Source organism: Peribacillus sp. FSL E2-0159, from assembly GCF_038643155.1.
GTDB classification, from domain to species: Bacteria; Bacillota; Bacilli; order Bacillales; family DSM-1321; genus Peribacillus; species Peribacillus simplex.
Map to the genome: position 1 here is coordinate 5,185,468 of NZ_CP152053.1, position 22,634 is coordinate 5,208,101.

19 protein-coding genes, 1 riboswitch and 1 other annotated feature are annotated in these 22,634 nt (G+C 40.9%); of the genes, 5 read left to right on the top strand and 14 right to left on the bottom strand.

The window, feature by feature from the left end; translation table 11 throughout:
* Positions 1-463: 463 nt before the first annotated feature.
* From NYE63_RS25300 to NYE63_RS25345, 10 genes are all read right to left on the bottom strand, one after another.
* Positions 464-1,111 carry a hypothetical protein gene (locus NYE63_RS25300; protein ID WP_342603252.1) on the bottom strand — a complete coding sequence of 216 codons (648 nt, stop codon included), beginning with the start codon at positions 1,109-1,111 and terminating at the stop codon, positions 464-466.
* The gene (locus NYE63_RS25305; RefSeq protein WP_342603253.1) at positions 1,098-1,739 is read right to left on the bottom strand and encodes an ABC transporter ATP-binding protein; all 642 of its coding nucleotides are present in this window, start codon (positions 1,737-1,739) and stop codon (positions 1,098-1,100) included. The genes NYE63_RS25300 and NYE63_RS25305 overlap by 14 nt, the downstream gene beginning before the upstream one ends.
* Before the next feature lie 11 nt (positions 1,740-1,750).
* Positions 1,751-2,473, bottom strand: a complete 723-nt coding sequence (locus NYE63_RS25310; protein ID WP_342603254.1) for a DUF2705 family protein — start codon at positions 2,471-2,473, stop codon at positions 1,751-1,753.
* Positions 2,466-3,197 carry a WxPxxD family membrane protein gene (locus NYE63_RS25315; RefSeq protein WP_342603255.1) on the bottom strand — a complete coding sequence of 244 codons (732 nt, stop codon included), beginning with the start codon at positions 3,195-3,197 and terminating at the stop codon, positions 2,466-2,468. The genes NYE63_RS25310 and NYE63_RS25315 overlap by 8 nt, the downstream gene beginning before the upstream one ends.
* On the bottom strand, positions 3,187-3,951 hold the full coding sequence (locus NYE63_RS25320) for a hypothetical protein (protein WP_342603256.1): 765 nt from the start codon (positions 3,949-3,951) through the stop codon (positions 3,187-3,189). Before NYE63_RS25320 ends, NYE63_RS25315 begins: the two co-directional genes overlap by 11 nt.
* Before the next feature lie 70 nt (positions 3,952-4,021).
* A complete protein-coding gene (locus NYE63_RS25325) occupies positions 4,022-4,513 on the bottom strand; it encodes a DUF2712 domain-containing protein (RefSeq protein ID WP_342603257.1) in 492 nt (163 codons plus the stop codon).
* Positions 4,514-4,723: 210 nt separating this feature from the next.
* Complete coding sequence (locus NYE63_RS25330; RefSeq protein WP_342605868.1) at positions 4,724-7,825, bottom strand: Ig-like domain-containing protein; 3,102 nt, start codon at positions 7,823-7,825, stop codon at positions 4,724-4,726.
* Positions 7,826-8,230: 405 nt separating this feature from the next.
* Complete coding sequence (gene leuS / locus NYE63_RS25335) at positions 8,231-10,645, bottom strand: leucine--tRNA ligase (protein ID WP_342603258.1); 2,415 nt, start codon at positions 10,643-10,645, stop codon at positions 8,231-8,233.
* 53 nt (positions 10,646-10,698) lie between these two features.
* Positions 10,699-10,930 (bottom strand) — a binding site (T-box leader).
* A gap of 156 nt (positions 10,931-11,086) precedes the next feature.
* Positions 11,087-11,350: a DUF2524 family protein gene (locus tag NYE63_RS25340; RefSeq protein WP_034310579.1), complete on the bottom strand. Its 264-nt coding sequence runs from the start codon at positions 11,348-11,350 to the stop codon at positions 11,087-11,089.
* Positions 11,351-11,445: 95 nt separating this feature from the next.
* Positions 11,446-11,952, bottom strand: coding sequence for an SMI1/KNR4 family protein (locus NYE63_RS25345; RefSeq protein WP_063234889.1), 507 nt, complete (start codon positions 11,950-11,952; stop codon positions 11,446-11,448).
* Positions 11,953-12,120: 168 nt separating this feature from the next.
* Here NYE63_RS25345 and NYE63_RS25350 point away from each other — a divergent pair, with 168 nt between their 5' ends.
* The 3 genes from NYE63_RS25350 to NYE63_RS25360 all read left to right on the top strand — a co-directional run bounded on the left by NYE63_RS25350 (position 12,121) and on the right by NYE63_RS25360 (position 14,183).
* Positions 12,121-13,080, top strand: coding sequence for a TIGR01212 family radical SAM protein (locus NYE63_RS25350; RefSeq protein WP_342603259.1), 960 nt, complete (start codon positions 12,121-12,123; stop codon positions 13,078-13,080).
* A complete protein-coding gene (locus NYE63_RS25355; RefSeq protein ID WP_342603260.1) occupies positions 13,077-13,649 on the top strand; it encodes a class I SAM-dependent methyltransferase in 573 nt (190 codons plus the stop codon). Before NYE63_RS25350 ends, NYE63_RS25355 begins: the two co-directional genes overlap by 4 nt.
* Before the next feature lie 138 nt (positions 13,650-13,787).
* Positions 13,788-14,183: a hypothetical protein gene (locus NYE63_RS25360; protein WP_342603261.1), complete on the top strand. Its 396-nt coding sequence runs from the start codon at positions 13,788-13,790 to the stop codon at positions 14,181-14,183.
* Between the two features lie 69 nt (positions 14,184-14,252).
* On the opposite strand, the gene NYE63_RS25365 is transcribed toward NYE63_RS25360, so the two are convergent.
* Positions 14,253-15,056: an alpha/beta hydrolase gene (locus tag NYE63_RS25365; RefSeq protein ID WP_063234885.1), complete on the bottom strand. Its 804-nt coding sequence runs from the start codon at positions 15,054-15,056 to the stop codon at positions 14,253-14,255.
* 210 nt (positions 15,057-15,266) lie between these two features.
* Here NYE63_RS25365 and NYE63_RS25370 point away from each other — a divergent pair, with 210 nt between their 5' ends.
* Positions 15,267-15,785, top strand: a complete 519-nt coding sequence (locus NYE63_RS25370) for a gamma carbonic anhydrase family protein (protein ID WP_342605869.1) — start codon at positions 15,267-15,269, stop codon at positions 15,783-15,785.
* A 245-nt stretch (positions 15,786-16,030) separates the two neighbouring features.
* Here NYE63_RS25370 and metK read toward each other — a convergent pair whose 3' ends face one another.
* The gene (metK, locus tag NYE63_RS25375; RefSeq protein ID WP_342603262.1) at positions 16,031-17,224 is read right to left on the bottom strand and encodes a methionine adenosyltransferase; all 1,194 of its coding nucleotides are present in this window, start codon (positions 17,222-17,224) and stop codon (positions 16,031-16,033) included.
* 162 nt (positions 17,225-17,386) lie between these two features.
* Positions 17,387-17,549, bottom strand: a riboswitch (SAM riboswitch).
* Positions 17,550-17,977: 428 nt separating this feature from the next.
* Here metK and pckA point away from each other — a divergent pair.
* Positions 17,978-19,567 (top strand): phosphoenolpyruvate carboxykinase (ATP), encoded by a 1,590-nt coding sequence (gene pckA, locus NYE63_RS25380; RefSeq protein ID WP_063234883.1) that lies wholly within the window; start codon positions 17,978-17,980, stop codon positions 19,565-19,567.
* Between the two features lie 402 nt (positions 19,568-19,969).
* Here pckA and NYE63_RS25385 read toward each other — a convergent pair whose 3' ends face one another.
* Both NYE63_RS25385 and NYE63_RS25390 read right to left on the bottom strand, forming a co-directional pair.
* Positions 19,970-21,271: a nucleotide sugar dehydrogenase gene (locus NYE63_RS25385; protein WP_342603263.1), complete on the bottom strand. Its 1,302-nt coding sequence runs from the start codon at positions 21,269-21,271 to the stop codon at positions 19,970-19,972.
* 41 nt (positions 21,272-21,312) lie between these two features.
* Complete coding sequence (locus tag NYE63_RS25390; RefSeq protein ID WP_342603264.1) at positions 21,313-22,629, bottom strand: glycosyltransferase; 1,317 nt, start codon at positions 22,627-22,629, stop codon at positions 21,313-21,315.
* Between the last annotated feature and the right edge of the window lie 5 nt (positions 22,630-22,634).

Below are 22,634 nucleotides of genomic sequence, written 5' to 3' on the forward strand. Positions count from 1 at the left end.
TCAAGATCGAAGTGGTGGATTTGGCGATCCAAAAGCAAATGAGAGTCCGCTAAGAGTTTACTACCATAAATTGACAATCTCTTATTATTCTCATCTCTATTAGTGAATTATTTAAAGTCTTTCACTTCTAAATTAATACCAGCTACTTTATCTTTGATACATTAGTTAAAAAAGGTCATTTAATGTTTGTCACAATTAATTCGACATCCATAAAAAGGGGGTTGAAAGAAGAGGCATTTGGGTGTAATCTTTAAAAATAAAAAAACGGAAAGAAGATATTTAATTGAAGAAAATCATCCTCCTCTTCGCAGCAGTAGTCATTGCGAGCTCTCTCGGACATCAAATAAACGGCGGATATATGGACCCTCGAAAATCCCGCCCTAGGTATTTACATTTAAAATAAGGAATCCGCCATTTTTGAGCTGGATTCCTAATATTTTCGGAAGTATTTAATCCCATTAAATTACTCACTATCCTCATTATTTCTCTCCAATAACAGGTCACTCTCATTTGATAAATAACCATATTTTCCCGTTTTATCAATATATATGATATACCCATTCTTCAGTTCAACTTCGATTGGCTTTTTTACTTTTTCATCTATTTCCCATTGAATGGTTTGCAAACTTTCGGTTTCCGTTTCATCTTTTATATCGACAAACACTCGGATCTTATCGGATGTCCGTGATAGTACATAATTCCCCGCTTGTATTTCTTCACCGACTACATAATAACCAGGTTTTTCAAGGATGTATTTTTGACCCTTTCTCTCTACATTTTCAAATTCTGAAGGCTTGAATTCAACTTTCCCTTTAATCGACAAATTCCCATTCATATGAACGGGCACTGCATGTAAAACGGCATTTTTGTGCATTTTATCACCAAAAAATTCCGTTTCATTATCCAGGGCTTTGATATCATAATAGCCTGGATCGATATCTTTCCCGACAATGATTTTTTGTGATTCCAAAACCTTATAGGATGCTGCATTATTTTCAGTATTTCTATTATCCGCACTGATTGCTGATGAAACAAAGTACACTTTATATATAAGGAATCCGCCTACTAATACGAGTAAGCTTAAAGCTGCCATACTTTTATTTAGAGTCAAGAACGATTCCTCCATTATCCATCTTTATATATTCATCCGCTAACATTTCCAAATCCTGTTTATGATGACTTGTCAAAATGATGAGTGCCCCGCGTTCTTTCTCCTCTTTCAAGATTTGATAAACTTGAGTGACGCCTTCTTCATCGATTGCATTTGTTGGTTCATCCAATAATAAAATATCCGGTTTTTCAAATATAGCTTGGGCGACACTTAAACGTTGTTTCATCCCTAACGAAAACTTTCCGACCTTCATTTTTGAATCAGGATCAAGACCGACTCTTTTTATCGCCAATTTAATATCCCCATCAGTGGCGATTTTCCTGATTTTTGATAATATTTTTAGATTTGTATAGGCATCGTACTGGTGCAGCAGGGAAGTGTTTTCAATAATGACACTAATGTTAGAAGGAAATGAAATATCCTTATGAAGAATTTTTTCGTCTATTGATATTTCACCTGAGCTCGGCATGATTAACCCTGCAATCGCTCTAAGCAGCATCGTTTTACCGGAGCCATTCCTTCCATACAAACCATAAATTTTCCCGCCGTTAAACTCATAATTGATATCATGCAAAAGTGTCTTCTTCCTCATCTTTTTATGTAAAGAGCTAATTCTTATTGTCGTCATTGTGCACCTCGTCAAATTAAATCGATTTTCTTTAATCGTATATATGTTAAAACAGTTAAAATGATCGTTATTACGGTTAAAACGATATAAGCAATTACTGGGGATATTCCACCTGCTTCAAGTACATCCAACCTTAGATACATGCCGAAATTGGGAAGCAAAAAATATAAGACCCATGTCAGCTTTTGGGCAGATAAAAGAACTCCGCCTAATGTAACCGAAAAAAGCACATAAACATTTATCAGTAATAAGGATACTTCCTCCGCAAAATGTAGTTCGAGTGCCATTTGAATAAAAACAAGGACAATATTGGACATCATATAAAGACCTGCTATCCAAATGAATGAATGGACATCATCATAAAAAAAAGCCTGGTCCTCATTATTTATATAAGAGAATACGATTGAGAAAAGAAATTGGATTAAAGATAACCCAGAAATAAGGATCATTAAGTTCCCGATTCTTCTAAGCCCAAGTTTCACCCTGCTTTTTTCCCTGATCAACAGGTATAGCCCGTAACCGGATATATATTGCCGCAAATAACCTAACGAAAAAAAACTCAATCCAGAAAAAAACATATACCATGTCCCCAATAGAACAAATTTATTATTGATTGGAACTCCGCTAACGATCATATATCCCGTAAGATCGGCTTTAGAGCCATCGAAATAATCAAATAATAAAATTTGCAACAACATGACGATCAACATCGTTAAGAAAATTCGTTTAGTCATCAGAAACACCAAACATGAAATCTTTCTTCTCGATTGCAAATAGCCCAAGTAAAACCATTACGAGAGATAGCGATAGCTCTTTTCCAAACAAAATCAGCGATTGATATCCTGTAATTCCGCTGCTTAATAAAGGATCGATAACATTTGCGGCGCTGGCAGGGCCCCAAGCAATATTTAGCTGACTCTTCACCATATATAAGAGAAAACATATAAAAAAGGTTCCTGCCATCGCAATGATTGAATTGGAAAAATCAAAAATAAAATAATAAAGCATTCCAATCGAGAAATAAATACATGTTAATAGCGCTAGATTAAGAAGGCATATGTTCCAAAAATTTAAAGAGATAAAATGAAATCTATCGAATATGAAAACACCTGCGAAATGATTCAATAAAATGCTAAATGCATATATAAATGAACTTATAAGTACTTGGATAGTCCTTCTCCGATAAATGTGGGCTCTTGATGTTAATCGAACAATTATGTGTGGATGCTCATCTTCAATAAAAAAGCGATAAAATAGTAACAAAGGAATAATATATGTGATCAGTAAATTTTTAATTGAGAGATAGCCATCTACACTCGCACTTACATCAATGATCAATGGATACGATGGGTCTAGTTGCTTTATTTTCAAATAATGAATATTATTGATCATCCATAAACATCCAAATAACAGTAAAAGCAGCATGAATACATACACTTTTTTTGGATTAGACTTCATCACTTTTCACCTTATAAATGAACCCGACCGTGATAATCGCTAAAAAAAGGATGGTAGATTTAAAGAAAATCAAAATGAAAGCTTCCAAGGTCACTTCGTTAAAAGGCTGGATGATCATTGCTAATGAATAATTCAGTCCTAAAATTTGTGAAAACCAAATAACAAAGCTTAACGGATACGTATACTTTATATCGGGGAAACACCAACTAAGGACGGTAGCCATCCCTGCGCATAAACTAGTGAAAAATCCAAAAATGATGATATAAATCACATTAGTGACAAAAGGTATTTTGTTGGCGAGTGTATATAAAGGATTTTCCGGAAATAAATCTGGGGTCAACCCAGTGTCAAATTCACCATTCATGAAAACCATATATGCAATGAGCATATTAAATAATAAGCAACCAACCATCACTAAAAAGGAAAATGACATATTTCCTAATAACATCGTTTTATAATAAGAATATCGCCCTTTTGTGGTCGCTACGATATAACGATAGCCTGTTTTATAGTCTTGAATATAGCTGTCGGCGCACATGATCAATAGAAAAATGGGCAAAAACCAGATTAGTAGTATTTGCATCATATGACCTAATGAACTTGCCGCTAAAAAAGTGGCTAGATGGGGCATGATCCATGACTCTGAAACATTGCCGATCAAAATAAAAATATCAATAATAACAATCGCCACAATACATAAAACGATGAACTTTGTTTTTTTATTATTTGTTAATCGATAATAATAACTATTCATTTTGTCTCCCTTTATAAGGCCACCATTAATCAACAATCATCCAAGGTGGCTTCACCATATTCATCATTTTTTATTTATTATATTCCGTGGTGTAAGATTCTTTATACTGTCCAGGTAATATTCTCCCTGTCTCCTCATCCCAATATCCGTTTACGGAATAGCTGCTAGAACTTACATTATTATTCTCAGCCGTTAACCTAACATTAGCGGCATTCGCACCTGCATTGCCTTTAACATAATGATTGCGCCCACTATTTAAACCGCCGCTACCAGCTGTAACTTTCACTGAAGGAGATACGTTCGTGCCGTTGCTTTTTTCGAGCCAATACGTCGTTACCGTATTAGTTCCTTCTGTTGATTTATACATTCTCACTTTCCATGTATTCCGTTCTGTAGTCGTTTGGCGATAATCTGTACCTGTAGATGTGTTTGCTTGCTCTTTCTTAATCGTAAAGGAATATCCCGAATTCTCATTCCCAGCTTCAACCGAAAGCGTTCCTAACCCGATTGAGCAGGCTAAAATAGTACCTAATGCTATTACTCTTGCTTTTCCTTTTTTCATCATATTTCCTCCTGAAATTTATTATTGAACAGATTAATGATATAAGAACGGCGAGTACATGAAGTTTCAGAATTAAAACGCAAAACTCCAGATCTGAAATCATGCAATGACAATACGCAGGCAAAAACACCGCTCATCATCGATCGGTGTTTTCATTCGTTTTCTCACAAAAAAAAGCCGTTTAACATGTATGTTAAACGGCCTTCACTGCTATTTAGATTTTTTAACGGTTACTTTTGCTGCTTTTCCTGTATTGCCCGCTTTGTCTTTTGCTGACACATATAATGCGGAGCCTGCTTTTTTCTTGCTGATTTTGATGGAGAAGTTCCCCTTACTATCAGCTTTTGCCGTTCCGATGTTTTTATTGCTGTACTTAACGGTAACGGTTGAACCGATTTCCGCTTTACCAGTTACTTTTGTTGCTTTGTCGTTTACTTCATTCACTTTCGGTGCACCTGGAGCGGTTTTATCTTTAACCGTTACTTTTGCTGCTTTTCCTGTATTGCCCGCTTTGTCTTTTGCAGAGGCATATAACACCGATCCTGCTTTTTTCTTGCTGATTTTAATAGAGAAGTTCCCCTTTTTATCAGCGGTTGCCGTTCCGATGTTTTTATTGTTGTGCTTCACGGTAACGGTTGAACCGATTTCCGCTTTACCAGTTACTGAAGTAGCTTTATCACTTACTTCATTCACTTTCGGTGCATCTGGGGCTGTTTTATCGAGAACAGTCACGGTTGCCGCCTTGCTTTCACGTTTTGCTAAGTCTGTAGCTGTGACTGAAAGTTTAGTGCCAGCCTTTTGCTTGCTGATTTTCACTTTGAAATTCCCTTTGCTGTCCGTGTTACCTGAACCAATCACCTTTTTTGCGCTATTTTTGATCGTGATTTTCATGTCTGCTTGTGATTGACCCGTTACATACGTATCTTTGTCACTTAAAACTTTTACAGTTGGCTTGTTAGGGGTTGCACCCTTATTCACGTACACTTTGATTGAAGATGCTGCTAGTTTGGAAGAATCAGAGATACTCACAGTAAGCAGCTGCTCAGCTTTTTGGAGCGGAATGTTAACGGTGAACGTTCCATTAGCTGCCGCCGTTCCTTTACCTAGCGTTTTGTTTCCGCTTTTCACTTCGATTACTGAACCTTTTTTAGCTGAACCTGTCAGTTTTGTTTGCGTATCCATCACAAGATTGACTTTAGCTTGTAAATCCACTGCACTAAGTGCACTGTACGCATTCAGCCTTCCATATCCAGATACTAAATCTTTTCCGATAGGCAGTTCTTCTTCCGGTATTATGATTTCTCCATCTTCTGGTTGATAGTCCTCATAAGGGTCTACATTATCTTCTTCTTCAAAAGCGACATATTCCGATGTCTCATGAAGGATTTCCCTTACTTCATTCACTTTCAACCCAGGGTTTCCAGATAATAACAAGGCTGTAGCTGCCGCAACATGCGGAGCTGCCATTGATGTACCATCCATGTAGGTAACATTCCCATTAGGTACAAGGCTCGGGATGCCTGTCCCTGGAGCGACCATGTCCAATTTCGATCCATAATTGGAATAATCGGATACTAAATCAAGGGCATTGGTTGCACCGACGGATATCGCGTATTTAGATGATGCAGGATAAGAAAGACCATCCATCCCATCATTACCGCTTGCTACGACAACCATTACATTCTTGGCAGCGGCATGTTTCAAGGCATATTCAATCGTCCTGCTATATTCTCCGCCCAAGCTAAGGTTAATGACCTTTGCACCATGATCCACGGCATATTTAATGCCTAGTGCAATTTTCTCATTATCTCCAAACCCTGAAGAGTCCAAGACCTTCACAGGCATGATTTTAGCTACTGGATTGATTCCTTGCATGGAATAACCATTATCTGCTTTGGCAGCGATAATTCCGGATACATGTGTACCATGGCCATTGTCATCGACTGCATCTACTTTCTTATCAATGAAATTCTTGCCTAAGTCCATGCGAACCGTATCTTTCAAATCCGCTAGTGAATCATCGACACCTGTGTCGATAACCGCTACCAATGTATCTTTTAAATTACGTTTCTTAATAAGGTTCTGCAGTTTTTCGTTATCGATGTCTGCTCCCTTAATGCCTTCTTCCCCACCAGCGTTATCTAAAGACCATTGATACGGTGATTGAATGTCGGCAGAAAGTGCTTTGTACGTTTTTACCGCTTCGATATATTCCACTTCTGGAAGTTTTTCGATACTGGATAGAGCTGCTGTGCTCATTTTAGCTTGGTTCTTTAACTCTACGACATACATATCATCATACAGAACCTCTTGTTGCTTAGGTGTCGATAATGTTCCAAATCCTTTTCCACTTACCTTGGATTGGACAGCGCTTAATGACTTCCCAGGTTTAAGTTTGACGATATATTTGTTCTTTATATTTTTCGAAGCCGGAAGTTCGATTCCCGCTTTGCTTGCGATATCGACGATTCTTTCACCTGCAAGCTTATCAAGGTTGATTTTCTTTGCAATGGCTTCCATATCCTTTTTCAATCCAGCCGGTGCTACGTCTGCCGACTTATTGAATAAGGCCTTAATCGCTTCTTGCTGCTTGTTGCTAATGACTGCCGTACTGCTTGCTCCATTTTCATTAAGATCCTCAATAAGGGGCTTAATCTCGACTAAGTGATTATATACCGCTTCCCTTGCCGTTTTATTACCAGCAAGATGAAGAGCGAGGAATGGCGAAGCCTTATAGTATAAAGAGGAAAGGGTGCGTCCCTCAGACGACTTCGTGAGAACTTCATCTCTAAACACGCGGAGTGTTTTCAACATGGATTCTCCCGTTTTCTTATCGTTTACACTCACTTCAACCGGGCATGATTCGAGTTCTTCCCCTTCGTCCCCGGCAGATGGCGGCAATGTCACTGAATGCGCATTGATGGAGTATTCAGCTACATTTTCCGCATCCGGGATAGGATTTCCCTCATCATCCGTATCGCCGTAATATTCAACTTTAACATAATATGTGCCTTCCCAAGCATATGGGAAATCGACTACAGCTTTTTCATCAGGATAAGAAGAGACAAAATAATTGCTCTCATCTTTTTCTGCTTTTTCTTTATCTTGATATACGGAAATATTCAAGATTTTGTCCGAATTGACTTCGAATTCAATATGGGAGAACTTTTGTATTTCTTCTGTTGTGGGACTGATTTGATACCATTGAACATCCGGTTTTTCAAACTTCCCGTCCAGAGTGTCCCCATTTTTAATCGTTTTTACATTTTCAATGGGTGTTACAGCTGCAGCTTGAGAATTTAGCGGAACCATCAAGCTGAAAATCAGTGCAAAAATTAGTACACACGCCGTAATTCGACTCACATTCTTAAATTTCACGTTTTCCCCTCCAATAATTGGTTAAAAAATAACAGTACTATACCAAACTATCACACTGTAAAATTTTATCAACCAATTTTTTCCCTTTTTTATGTCAAACGCTTGATTTATTTGGTCATCGAGCCGAAAAATGATTCCCATGTACCAATTAAGCTAGATATTTAAGTTCCGATGGTCATCTTATGACGATAAAAAATTCCAACATTCGGTAGATTAATGTTAATAGATTTAAATCGGTGAAAATCCTAACATGACCTAATTCCTAAGTTCAGCCAATTTCTGCAAAAAAAAGCTGTCCCAGCAGTAAAAATATGCGGGACAGCTTCCAATCATTTTTATTTAGTTTGCGACGATATTGACTAATTTGCCTGGTACAGCAATCACTTTACGAATGGTTCTCCCATCGATTTGTTCTTTGATGGAATCATCACCCATCGCGATTTCTTCCAGTTTTTCTTTCGTAGTGTCAGTCGGCACCATTAATTTCGTTTTGACTTTTCCGTTGATTTGGATGACGATTTCGACTTCGTTATCCACTAACTTCGCTTCGTCGAAAGCCGGCCATGTTCCGTACGTGATGCTCTCGGAATGGCCCAGTATAGACCAAAGTTCTTCGGCGATGTGCGGTGCAACTGGTGCAAGCAGCTTTACGAAGCCTTCGATATATACCTTAGGAAGCGAATCAGTTTTATAAGCATCATTAATGAATACCATCAATTGTGAAATAGCCGTATTGAATTTCAATTCCTCATAGTTTTCGGTCACTTTTTTAACAGTTTGATGATAGACTTTTTCGAGCTTGCCCGTGTCATCCGTCTCTGTCATCTTATCTGTGATCGTACCGTCATCGTTGACTAATAGACGCCAGATACGGTCAAGGAATCTACGGGAACCGTCCAATCCGTTTGTGGACCAGGCAATCGAAGCATCCAATGGCCCCATGAACATTTCGTACATGCGAAGTGTATCTGCACCATGGCTTTCAACGATATCATCCGGGTTCACGACATTCCCTTTGGATTTACTCATTTTTTCATTATTCTCGCCAAGGATCATTCCTTGGTTAAATAGGTTTTGGAATGGTTCCTTCGTTGGCACGACACCGATATCATACAGGAATTTATGCCAGAAACGAGCGTAAAGCAAGTGTAGCACTGCATGCTCAGCGCCGCCAATATAAATGTCGACCGGCATCCATTCTTTTAATTTTTCAGGATCTGCAAGTGCTTCCTTGTTGTCAGGATCGATATAACGAAGGAAGTACCAGCTGCTTCCTGCCCACTGTGGCATCGTGTTTGTCTCACGGCGCCCTTTACGTCCGTTTTCATCCGTTACATTCACCCATTCCGATATGTTCGCAAGTGGTGATTCGCCTGTACCTGAAGGCTTGATGTCCGTAGCTTTCGGTAAAATCAATGGAAGATCTTCTTCCTTCACTGGAGACATCGTGCCGTCTTCCCAATGGATGATTGGAATCGGTTCACCCCAGTAACGCTGACGGCTGAATAACCAGTCGCGAAGGCGGTATGTTATTTTCTTCGTGCCAATTTCTTTTTCTTCCAGCCATTTGATCATCATCGAAATTGCATCTTCCTTATTCAATCCATCAAGGAATTCCGAATTTACATGAAGTCCATCGCCTGTATATGCTTCACTTGTCACATCTCCGCCAGCTACGACTTCCTTGATCGGCAAGTCGAACTTGACTGCAAATTCATAATCACGCTCATCATGGGCAGGAACGGCCATGATTGCACCTGTTCCGTAGCTGATCAACACGTAATCGGCAATCCAGATCGGCATTTTTTCGCCGTTTACCGGGTTAATGGCATAAGCTCCCGTGAACACTCCTGATTTATCCTTTGCCAAGTCTGTTCTTTCCAGGTCGCTTTTATGTTTCACTTCATCTAAATAGGCTTCAACTGCCGCCTTTTGATCAGCCGTCGTAATTTTATCGACAAACTGATGTTCAGGTGCCAATACGGCATATGTTGCACCGAATAACGTATCCGGACGAGTCGTGAACACCGTGAATGATTCATCAAAGCCATCGATATTGAATGTAACTTCCGCTCCCTCGGAACGGCCAATCCAGTTACGCTGCATATCCTTGATGTTTTCCGGCCAATCCACATCATTCAGATCGTCGATTAAGCGGTCTGCATACGCCGTGATACGAAGCATCCACTGTTTCATCGGACGGCGCTCAACAGGATGGGCTCCACGCTCACTTTTCCCATCGATGACTTCTTCGTTAGCCAATACCGTGCCAAGTGCCGGACACCAGTTAACGGCCACTTCATCAATATATGCAAGGCCCTTTTCATATAATTTCAAGAAGATCCATTGCGTCCATTTGTAATAGTCGGGATCTGTCGTGTTTATTTCGCGATCCCAGTCATAAGAAAAACCAAGGGCTTTGATTTGGCGGCGGAACGTGTTGATGTTATGCTCCGTGAATTCAGCTGGATCATTTCCCGTATCAATCGCATATTGCTCTGCCGGAAGTCCAAAAGCATCCCAGCCGATCGGATGCAATACATTATACCCCTGCGCCCGTTTCATCCGTGCTAGGATATCGCTTGCCGTATAACCTTCCGGGTGCCCAACATGAAGACCGGCCCCTGAAGGGTATGGGAACATATCCAGAGCGTAGAATTTACGTTTGCCGCTTTCTTCACCCGTTTTGAATGTCTTATTTCCTTCCCAATACTTTTGCCATTTCGTTTCTATGCTTCTATGGTCAAAACTCATTTGATTTCCTCCTAATTTCCGTATAAAAAACAATAAAAAACCCCTCATCCCAAAATAGGGACGAGAGGATTATGTATATCTTCCCGCGGTACCACCCACATTGGCGATAGCTAAAATCCGCCCAGCTTAAAACATCCGTAACATGGATTAAAACGCCAGGCATTACTTTTTACCTTCACACCCGGAACTCCAAGGCGAGTTCACGACCATCCCAGGTTGACTTGCACCATCCGTCAACTCTCTTTACTGGTTTAAACCGTTACTATTCCTCATCATAGTCTTTATGAGAATATTTCATTTTATTTCATTCTAGTCAATTTCACCGATAATTGCAATAGCCGTACATAAACATTATCGACAGGTTTTTCATTATATATGCGAATTCAGGAAAATTCGTGCAAAAAAAAGGGAGCTATGCATTCATAGCTCCCTTGCTTCCCTTTAATGTCGCAGTAAAATCATTTCATTCCTCAATTCATTCAACTGCTGCTTCATCCGCGAAAGCATTTCTCGTTGCTGGTCATTCGAACTGGCATACAATCGTTCCATATCCGTCAAAGCCTCTTCGATATACCTTTGCGAATTTTGAAATTGTTCATCATCATAATGCTCCTGCCGTGAGGCCTCGTTAAATTCAAACTCTGCAAAATGGAGAGCCCCTTCACATTGCTCTAAAAAATGATCGACGGATTGTCTGGTTGCCATTTCAAACCCTCTCCTTCGCGTCTCATTTGGATGATTCGGAATCATCTTTTCTAGTTTGAGCAAATAACGGGTGGATTATCATTTTTTTTGAGAAATCAACCTTTATCCCAAAACTTCTCACCTTGATGGGAAATGAACTGCTCGATCCATTCGGCAAAGCCCATATGGAGCTTCTCACCTTCTTCAAAATCATCGATATGGCCTTTTACCATTAAATACTCCTTATCGCCTTTAGCGACGGCTTCCCCATCGATGACGATATTATCTTGATAAATGCAGGCCACTTTATAGCATCCCTCGTAGGAATTTTCATATGTGTAATTAATAATATCATCCAGGCTGTATAAATCATTTTCCCCGCCCGATTCGACATTATCGAACAGACGGCATCCATTGGTTATTTTTAAAAACTCCTTATAATCCTCGGGCAGAAGCAGTCCGGTTTTCTTTTCAAAGGAATGAATTTGTTCATCCGAAGCAGGTGAATTGAAGGTGCAAGTGGCTTTGTATATGAACCCATCTTCATTTACTTCGATCACCTGATTATTTTCGGCTAATTTCTTTTTCATTTGATTAATCGCTTCTTCAACTTGACCGGTCATGTCCATCAGCTCCCGATAGGATATAGTCATTCAAAGATATACTGGAAATAGCAGCAAAATGTTTAGCCTTCAAGTATACAGTATACGCTTTTTTTTCAAAAAAAGACCTAGCTTCGAGAATGTTGTATAATATATGTTGCGCTTTATTTTATTTAGGAGGTTGCTGATTTGAATCAAGCAAACCCGTTTATATATGCAACGGATAACAAACGATATCATTCATGGAATTACCACCTTAGGGAACATTTTGGTCATAAGGTTTTTAAAGTTGCCCTTGATGGCGGTTTTGACTGTCCGAACCGTGATGGCACCGTCGCACATGGCGGCTGTACCTTCTGCAGTGCCTCAGGCTCTGGTGACTTTGCTGGCAGCAGGATTGAACCCCTCGACGTCCAGTTTAAGAAGATTAGCGAACGGATGCATCATAAATGGAAAGATGGAAAATATATGGCCTATTTCCAAGCGTTCACGAATACGCATGCACCCGTGGCAGAGCTTCGCGAGAAATATGAAAGTGTATTGACCCAGGAAGGTGTCGTCGGACTCTCCATCGCGACGCGCCCGGATTGCCTTCCAGATGATGTGGTCGAGTATTTAGCGGAATTGAACGAACGCACCTACCTTTGGGTCGAGCTTGGTCTCCAGACGGTCCATGAAAAGACCGCAACGATGATCAATCGTGCCCATGACTTCGATTGCTACAAAGAAGGCGTCGACAAACTGCGCAAACACGGCATCCGCGTATGCTCCCATATCATCAATGGCCTTCCTCAGGAAGATTACGGCATGATGATGGAAACAGCCCGTGAAGTCGCCAAACTCGATGTGCAGGGGATAAAGATCCATTTACTTCATTTATTAAAAGGGACACCGATGGTCAAACAATATGAAAAAGGCCTGCTCGAGTTTCTTGACCGTGACGATTATGTCAGCCTGGTATGTGACCAGCTGGAAATAATCCCTGCAGAAATGATCGTTCACCGCATTACAGGTGACGGTCCGATCGATTTGATGATCGGTCCAATGTGGAGCGTCAATAAATGGGATGTCTTGAATGCCATTGACGCCGAATTGAAACGCCGCAACAGCTGGCAGGGGAAAAATCATCACTTGGAGGTACAATCATGAAGCTTGACCGAATTTTGCCATTCGCCAGAATTCTGCTGGAAAAAGCGGTTCACCCTGGGGATATAACCATAGATGGCACGATGGGCAACGGGTTTGATACGGTCTTTCTTGCAGGACTTACAGGTGTAAACGGACATGTCTATAGCTTTGATATTCAGGAAGAAGCGATCCAAACCACAACGGCGAAACTGAACGCCGAGAATTTACAAGAGCGCTGCACCCTCATTCACGATGGGCATGAACATTTAAACAAATACATCAGGAGCGAACATTCCGGAAAGATCACGGGTGCCATTTTCAACCTAGGCTACCTTCCTGGCGGAGACAAATCAATCATCACCCAAGCCGAAACGACGATATCAGCCATTGAACAGCTGTTCGAACTGCTGGCGCCTGAAGGCATCATCATCCTCGTCATTTACCATGGTCATCCAGGGGGATCGGAAGAACGGGATGCATTGATGGATTTTGTAGAGAACTTCCCTCAACAGAAAGCCCATATCCTGAAATACGGGTTCATCAACCAAGCAAACAATCCGCCATTCATTGTCGCGATTGAAAAGAGATGAATAAATTTGACACCGTTCGCATACGAACGGTGTTTTTTAAAAACAACTTACATGCAGCAGAATTACCAATCATAACTTTTTGAATTTTTCGTCTATAATGATTATAATTGATAGAAAATAGATAAGAGGGTGCAGAAAATGGAACATTTGCCTACTTCATTACTGACGGATATATTGACTGAAAAAATCAAAAGGGATTCAAGTGAGCAATACGGGGATTTTGTCAGCTCGCTTAACTCATTGACAGAAAAACAAAATACCATGGAGGACCTCAAACAATTCGATCAACATTTTGATAAGTTTCTGCCACAGCTCGATTTAATGATTTCCACACAAAACCATGAAGCGATCATGAATATGAAAGCGACGCTTTTGGACCTATTCGCCAATGACTTAACCTTCAAATCGATTTATCTTCTATCGACCGCATTATCCAATAAAAAGGAACTTACACATTTAAACCAATTTATGTATCCGGTTACTTTCTGGGCACCGGTCATCAAATCGAACGAAATGCTTAAAAACGCAGGCTGATCCAAATAAAAAAAGCTGCCGAGATCTAAATTCGGCAGCTTTTTCATTTATCCTGACAGTATGTACTGATCAAACGACATACCCTAATATCTTTAAACGGTTTTCAACAAAACTCAGCGCGTATTGAAATACATCATCACGCTCTGGTTCATTGAAGATTTCATGATAAAGCTTAGGCCATTCCTTATATTGCTTTTCACTGGCCAAGTTATAATTAAACCACTCACGAACCGCCTTCTTATTCACGATTCGGTCATCTCCGCCCTGCATGACCAAAAGCGGCACATCCTGAAATTCAGGAATCTCTTCAAAAGCATCCTTCATGGCCTGTGCCAACTCGCGATACCAGCGTATCGAAACCTTCGTGATATATAATGTATCGTTTCTATCGGATTCACGAACTTCCGCACTTCTCGTCGCCATTTCAGGTGTCAATCCGGAATCTACCCTGAACATAGGCATCACGAAGTTCAAACCATGCGAGATGGTTGTAAGGAACTTCCGCGGCTTCGTCACGAGGCCCAAGCATGGAGAAGAAAGAATCACCCCTGCAATGTCCCATTCCTCTTCCTGAAGAAGGCGTATCGAAATCAAACCACCCATGCTGTGTCCAAGTAAAAAGACCGGCAACGAATATTCGTAAGCCTCTTCTATCCAGCTTTTCACTTCGTCCAAATACTCATCAAAGGAATCGATATGTCCCCGGTAGGCGCGAGTTGTCATACCCTGCCCAGGAAGGTCGCCCATGACGACATGGTATCCAGCTGAAAGCCACATTTGTGTTACCCACTTATAACGTCCGTGATGTTCCATTGCCCCATGAATGATGACAATGACGCCCTTTGCGTCTCCTTCTGTCTCCCATTTCCACATTCGAAATCCCCCTTTCACTTTTCACTTGTTGTAAACAATCCATGATAGTTAAAATAATATATATAAATTATAACCATATTCGTGATTTTCGACAAAAAAGAAATCTAACAAGTTGTACATTGCTATTATAAATAGCCAAGTGTATTTGCATACGGTATATTAAAATAATACATAAAAACATTCACTTCGGAAAGGAAATGATTGAAAATGATTATTTATCCGTATAAAGGCAAAGAACCTGAAATTGCTGAAAGCGCTTATATTGCTGAAAATGCTGTCGTGACTGGTGATGTCAAAATTGGCGACGAAACATCAATTTGGTTCAATTCCGTCATTCGCGGTGATGTATCCCCAACCATCATCGGGAAAAAAGTCAGTATACAGGATAACAGCGTCTTGCACCAAAGCCCAAATAATCCATTGATCATCGAGGATGAAGTAACCATTGGCCATCAGGTCATTTTACATAGCTGTAAAATCCGTAAAGGAGCTCTAATTGGCATGGGATCGATTGTACTTGATGAAGCTGAAATCGGCGAAGGCGCCTTCATCGGTGCCGGCAGTCTCGTTCCCCAAGGTAAAATCATTCCACCGAACATGTTGGCATTCGGACGCCCGGCTAAAGTCATTCGCGAAATCAACGAAGAAGATCGCCAGGATATGGAACGCATCGTACGCGAATACGCCGAAAAAGGACAACACTATAAAACGGCGGAACGAATAAAGTAACTCACGAGTAATTGACTGAAAGTTACGAGTATTGTACTCAAACTCACGAGTAAAAGTTCCAAACTCACGAGTAAACGCTCTAAACTCACGAGTAGCTGACCCAAACAAGCTTGTAATCGACCCTAACTCACGAGTATTGCACGTAATTTGAATTTCTTTATGATTTCTTGAATTATTCCCGCTGACGGCAAAATTAATCCATAAAAAAGGTGTCCCGCTAATTGCGGGACACCTTTTTATATGGATTACGCTTGTGCTTTTAATGTTTCTGCTTTGTCCGTGCGTTCCCATGGAAGATCGACATCTGTACGGCCAAAGTGTCCGTAGGCAGCTGTTTGTTTGTAGATTGGGCGACGAAGGTCAAGCATTTTGATGATACCAGCTGGACGAAGGTCGAAGTTAGCGCGAACTAGGTCAACAAGGACTTCTTCGCTAACTGTACCAGTTCCGAAAGTATCAATAGAGATTGATACAGGCTCTGCCACACCGATTGCGTATGCCAATTGAACTTCCGCTTTGTCGGCAAGGCCGGCTGCCACGATGTTTTTCGCAACGTAACGAGCAGCGTATGCAGCAGAACGGTCAACTTTAGTAGCATCCTTACCAGAGAATGCACCGCCGCCGTGACGAGCATATCCGCCGTAAGTATCAACGATGATTTTACGACCAGTAAGACCAGCATCCCCTTGAGGTCCGCCAATTACGAAACGGCCAGTTGGGTTGATGAAGTACTTAGTTTCAGCATCGATCAATTCAGCTGGAACGACTGCTTTGATCACATGTTCTTTTAGATCGGCTTGAATTTGTTCAAGCGTAATTTCTGCATCGTGCTGTGTAGAGATAACGATCGTATCTACACGTACAGGAAGGTTATTCTCATCATACTCCACAGTTACCTGTGTTTTACCATCAGGGCGTAAGTAAGGAAGCGTTTCATCTTTACGAACTTGAGCCAAGCGGAATGAAAGTTTATGCGCCAATGAAATCGGAAGCGGCATAAGCTCTTCTGTTTCATTACAAGCGAATCCGAACATAAGACCTTGGTCCCCTGCACCGATTGCATCGATTTCTTCGTCTGACATGTTTCCTTCACGAGCTTCCAATGCTTTATCGACACCAGCTGCGATATCGGCAGACTGCTCATCAATGGAACTCAACACGGCACAAGTTTCAGCATCGAAACCGTATTTCGCACGTGTGTAACCAATTCCTTTAATCGTATCACGAACGATACGCGGAATATCCACGTAAGCGGACGTTGTAATTTCACCGGCAACAAGTACAAGACCTGTTGTTACACTAGTTTCACACGCTACACGTGCATTTGCATCCTTAGCAAGGATAGCATCTAAAATGGAATCTGAAATCTGATCACAAATTTTGTCCGGATGGCCCTCTGTAACAGATTCAGAAGTAAATAGACGTTTCTTTGACATCATATTTCCTCCTTGGAAGTTAGTATGTTGTAGGCATAAGCCTGTTTTTACGGAACTCGTTTCCCTCATTAGTTTCAACTATAGACACAGAATTACTTATAAAAAACACAAAAACCTTCCCTGGCAAATGAGGAAAGGTTTAAAATTCTGTCTTCTATCCTTTCACTCTTATCGTTCAAGGGTTTTTTACCTTGCTCAGGTTAGCACCATCACCACTATTCCTTGAAGACCTTCGCTTTATTTTCGGCGATCGATCTTGGAGTCAAGTTCAATATGGCAGGTTGCTGGGTTTCAAAGGGCCTGTCCCTCCACCAACTCGGGATAAGAGAATCCGTACAATTTAAGATATTATCGTATCTAGCTGGAATTTGTCAATGCTTTTCTAAAAAGAACATTTCCACTCAGAATGGCGTTCATTTGAAAAAACATGTTGATACAACGTCCTAGAAGGGTTTAAAATGCAAAACACGAATAGAAATGTTGTAAATTGCCATTAATAATAAAGTATTGAGCATTCGAAAAATCGACACCCTGACTTTCCCAATAGACATATATTGCTTACTTACTTCCTATTAAATTAAAATTTTCTTCATGAAAGTATATGCGATAATCGTAACTCGGTCCCTGCCGGATTAAAATGATTAACGCGACCAACTGAAAATAATCACAAATTAAAAGAAATAGTATAGACTAATTAAATGAATGTGTTATACTAATTGTAATCTAAAAACTTAAACAAAGGAAGGTACCTCATATATGAATTCTGTAGATGTTTCTAATGAGTTACACCAATTATTAACAGGAAATAATGTGCAAACTCAACTTTCAGTTCCTCAATTGGTCGAAAAAGTATTAAGCAGAAGTGAAGGCGTTTTAACATCAACCGGCGCGGTAAAAGCTGAAACTGGCAAATATACTGGTCGTTCACCTAAGGATAAATATATCGTGGAAGAAGCATCAGTTAAAGATAAAGTTGATTGGGGTTCAGTGAACCAGCCAATTTCCGAAGATGTGTTCAATAAACTATATAATAAAGTAGTTGACTACCTAAAAGCAAAAGAAGAGATCTTTGTTTTTAAAGGTTTCGCTGGTGCAGACGAATCATCACGTCTTCCAATCCGTGTTGTTAATGAATATGCTTGGCATAACCTTTTCGCCCATACTTTGTTCATCCGTCCAAACGAAGAGGAACTAAGAGGTCACGAAGCAGAATTCACAATCCTTTCTGCACCTAACTTCAAAGCAGACCCAGAAGTGGACGGAACTTCATCCGAAACTTTCATCATCGTTTCATTTGAACGCCGTACAATCCTGATCGGCGGAACAGAATATGCAGGAGAAATGAAAAAATCGATCTTCTCGATCATGAACTACTTACTTCCAGAGGCTGGAATCCTTCCAATGCATTGCTCTGCTAACGTAGGACGTGAAGGGGACGTCGCTTTATTCTTCGGACTGTCCGGTACAGGTAAAACAACTTTATCCGCAGACACTAGTCGTAAACTGATTGGCGATGACGAGCACGGCTGGTCTTCTAACGGCGTATTCAACATCGAAGGCGGCTGCTATGCGAAAACGATCAATCTTTCACGTGAAAAAGAACCACAAATTTTCGATGCGATCCGTTTCGGTGCCGTACTGGAAAATGTTGTTGTTGATCCGGATACACGTGAAGCGAACTATGATGACAGTTCATTGACTGAAAATACTCGTGCTGCTTACCAAATGCAAGCGATCGATAACATCGTGAACCCAAGTATTGCAGGACATCCTAATACAATCATTTTCTTAACAGCTGATGCTTCAGGCGTTCTGCCTCCAATCAGCAAGCTTTCGAAAGAACAGGCAATGTTCCATTTCCTAAGTGGATACACTAGTAAATTGGCTGGTACTGAAAGAGGCGTAACTTCACCGGAAGCTACATTCTCCACTTGCTTCGGTTCACCTTTCTTACCGCTTCCCGCTCAACGCTATGCTGAGATGCTTGGTGATAAAATTGACGAGCACAATGCAAAGGTATACCTTGTCAACACTGGATGGACTGGCGGAGCATACGGAACTGGAAGCCGTATGAAACTTGCTTACACTCGTGCGATGGTACAAGCGGCACTTGAAGGTGAATTAGCTAACATCGAAACGATCAAAGATGAAATCTTCGGTTTGGATATTCCTCTTCATGTTCCTGGGGTTCCTGACGAAGTGCTTCAACCAATCAAGACTTGGGCAGATCCTGCCGCTTATAAACAAGCAGCAACAGCCCTTGCCGCTCAATTCCGTGCAAACTTCAAGAAATTCGGCAGTGTTCCAAGTGAAATAGAAGAACTTGGCGGACCGACAGCTCAATAAATTGTACACAAAAGGACCAAGCTCTTGCTTGGTCCTTTCGCTTTTTCGACAAGAAATGACTCTTTCCGAAACATTACTTTAAACCAAGACTAGGTTATACTTCATGGTTTTTTTACTGTTATCCTTATTGAATTGAAGATAATTGCGACACTCCTCCCCGCATGAATCTAGCCTCCTCGCCTCTAGATTCATGCGGGGAGGAGGCTTGGCGGAAAGGGAGCGGATTTCCGAAACCAACTGGAACGCTTTTACATTCTGTAAGGACCAAGCTCTTGCTTGGTCCTTTTCTTCGTTGGTTTTCTGCCCTCCGTCCCTCCTGGCAGAACATGATATTCAAAAAGGGCACTGTCATAGTCAGCGCCCCCTTAATCCTTATTCCATTACCGGTGTTTGTCCATTTTTTTAGATGATTGCTTTATTCCTGGCTTTTTTCATGGACATCGTTTTGTATTGATATATATTGCCCAGGTTAGCTACCGGGACCTCTGTTTTAGTTTCATCAATGCAATTGCGTGTATCCAAAATCAATTTATTGCTCATGAGATTCGATAGCTTATCATAATCCATCTGTTTAAATTCATCATGGTCAGTCAGGACAAGTATCAAGTCTGCATCATTTACAGCGTCTTCAACTGATACGACTGGCATCTTTCCAGATTGGACATGCGGGTCATGCAAGGCTACATCCATGTTTTCCATCCCCATCAAGATATTGACGACATCAATGGCGGGACTTTCACGAATATCATCTACATTTCCTTTGTATGCAAGACCGAAAACAGCTACTTTTGGCTTCCGGATGCCCTCTAGCATCATTCTTACGCAATTAACGATATAATAAGGCATCGATACGTTGGTATCACGGGCCAATTTAATGATTTTCGCATACTCTGGTGCCTTTGCAACGACGAAATACGGATCGACCGCTAAACAATGGCCGCCAACTCCTGGTCCTGGTTGGTGTATATTGACACGAGGGTGTTTGTTAGCCATTGATATGACATCCAAAACATTGATGTCCAGCTCGAAACAGACTTTCGTCAGCTCATTCGCAAGTGCGATATTGACATCCCTGAAGGTGTTTTCCATCAGTTTGGACATTTCAGCCGTTTTCGCATCCGTCTGAATGATCTCCCCTTGAACGAAGGTTTTGTAAACCAGACTTCCTTTATATGAGCATGTTTCCGTGATGCCCCCGACGATACGGTTATTATGAACCAACTCTTCAAGAATCCTTCCAGGTAAAACACGTTCCGGACAATGAACGAGGAAAATGTCTTTTCCGATGGTAAGGCCCGTCCTCTCGATCATCGGTCTAATATGATCATCCATGCTTCTTGGCGCAATCGTTGATTCGATAATGATAACATTCCCTTTTTTGATAAAAGGAAGAATATTGGAGGTTGCATCCATGACATGAGTTAAATCACAGGATTGATGCATGTCCTTTTTATTTGGAGTAGGCACCGCGATAATGAAAACATCCGCATGTTCCGGGCTTAACGCAGCTCGGAACTTATTGGAAGCAATCACTTCTTCCAATACCTCATCCAATCCAGGTTCTTCGATATGGAGCCTGCCGCTATTCAAATTGGAAATAATCTCAGGATGGATATCCACGCCGACAACATCGACACCGTGTTTCGCAAACATTAAAGATGTTGGAAGTCCTATATAACCAAGTCCGATTGTACAAAGTTTCATATAAACCACTCCTATCTATTTTTCTGCTACACTCAAATTTGTTAGGCTGTTTGATAAATTTCGATAAAGATTTCCTTCTCTTGTTTCCAATTGTATTTTTGCCGCGCCTTCAGGCAGTTATTGCTCATTTCCGCCCTTTTTTCAGGATGTTTCAATAAGTAATTGACGCCTTCGGCAATTGATTTTGGATCATGTGAATCGACACACACACCGATTTTTTCCGTATCGACAACCTTTTGAATTTCAGGAAAGCTGCAGGCAACCACAGGCACACCGCTCATCATGTATTCGAACAATTTATTTGAAGATGCGGAGTAGTGATTAAAGCAGACATTATTCAATATCTGAAAACCTAAATACGCATTTTTTGTATAATGGAGCAGCTCGTCGACCGGAACCTTCGGCAGGAACTTCACACGATGCTCCAGATTCATGTCGTTTACTTTTTTCATTAACTCATCCTTGATCCTTCCATCTCCGATAAAAACTACCGTCCCGCCCTCGATCATCGGTACAGCATCAACCAATTGCTCTAACCCTCTTCCCATTTGAACGCCGCCTTGGTATAACAATATCGGTTCATTCTCTGGCAAATCGAGCAGCTCATGCAAATTCACGGCCGTACTTTCCTCAGGATTGGTTGGAATCGGGTAGTTATGGACCACCTTGGGATACAGACCATATAAGTCTTCGTTATACTTAGCTCTCGTATGGTTTTCGGCAATCATTTCATCGACGAACATTAATAGGAATTTCTCCATCATCCCGTAAATTCGGCTATTATATCCCGTTCTGCTCGTTTGTACCTCATGCGAGTCATAAATCAGCTTTTTTCTTCTCAGCCATTTACTGCTGATCGCTCCCTGCATGAGCGTATTCAAATCATTCGAATGATAAAAATCATATTTCCTTTTTCGCCCATGATAGATCATTTGACCAAAAATGTAGCTCCTTGTTAATAGTGTCGGCAGCTTCGTTTTAGTGATGACAAGGGTGCCCATCGCAAGAAGTGCAAGGGAACCGAACAGTATTCCCGATCCCACCCAACTGTTGATCAAGTTCAAATTCCACAACGTATTCCAGACCAATAAGGCCAATAGAACGATTTCAAACTTCTTTTTCTTTAATTTACCTACGACCCTGAGAACCCTATTAAGCGCCTCCCAGCGGTTATTCACCCTAGTGACAGAGAAACCATTTTGGTGCTTCTCCTTTTTGGGTAAATCCTTGATCTTCCAGTTATGAATGGCAATTAAATCGACTTCATAACCCGCTTCAGTAAGTGCTGTGCATTCTCTTAGAACTCTCGCATCGTTCGTAAAGTGATTCCACACGAACATACATACTTTCTTCGCCATGTTGT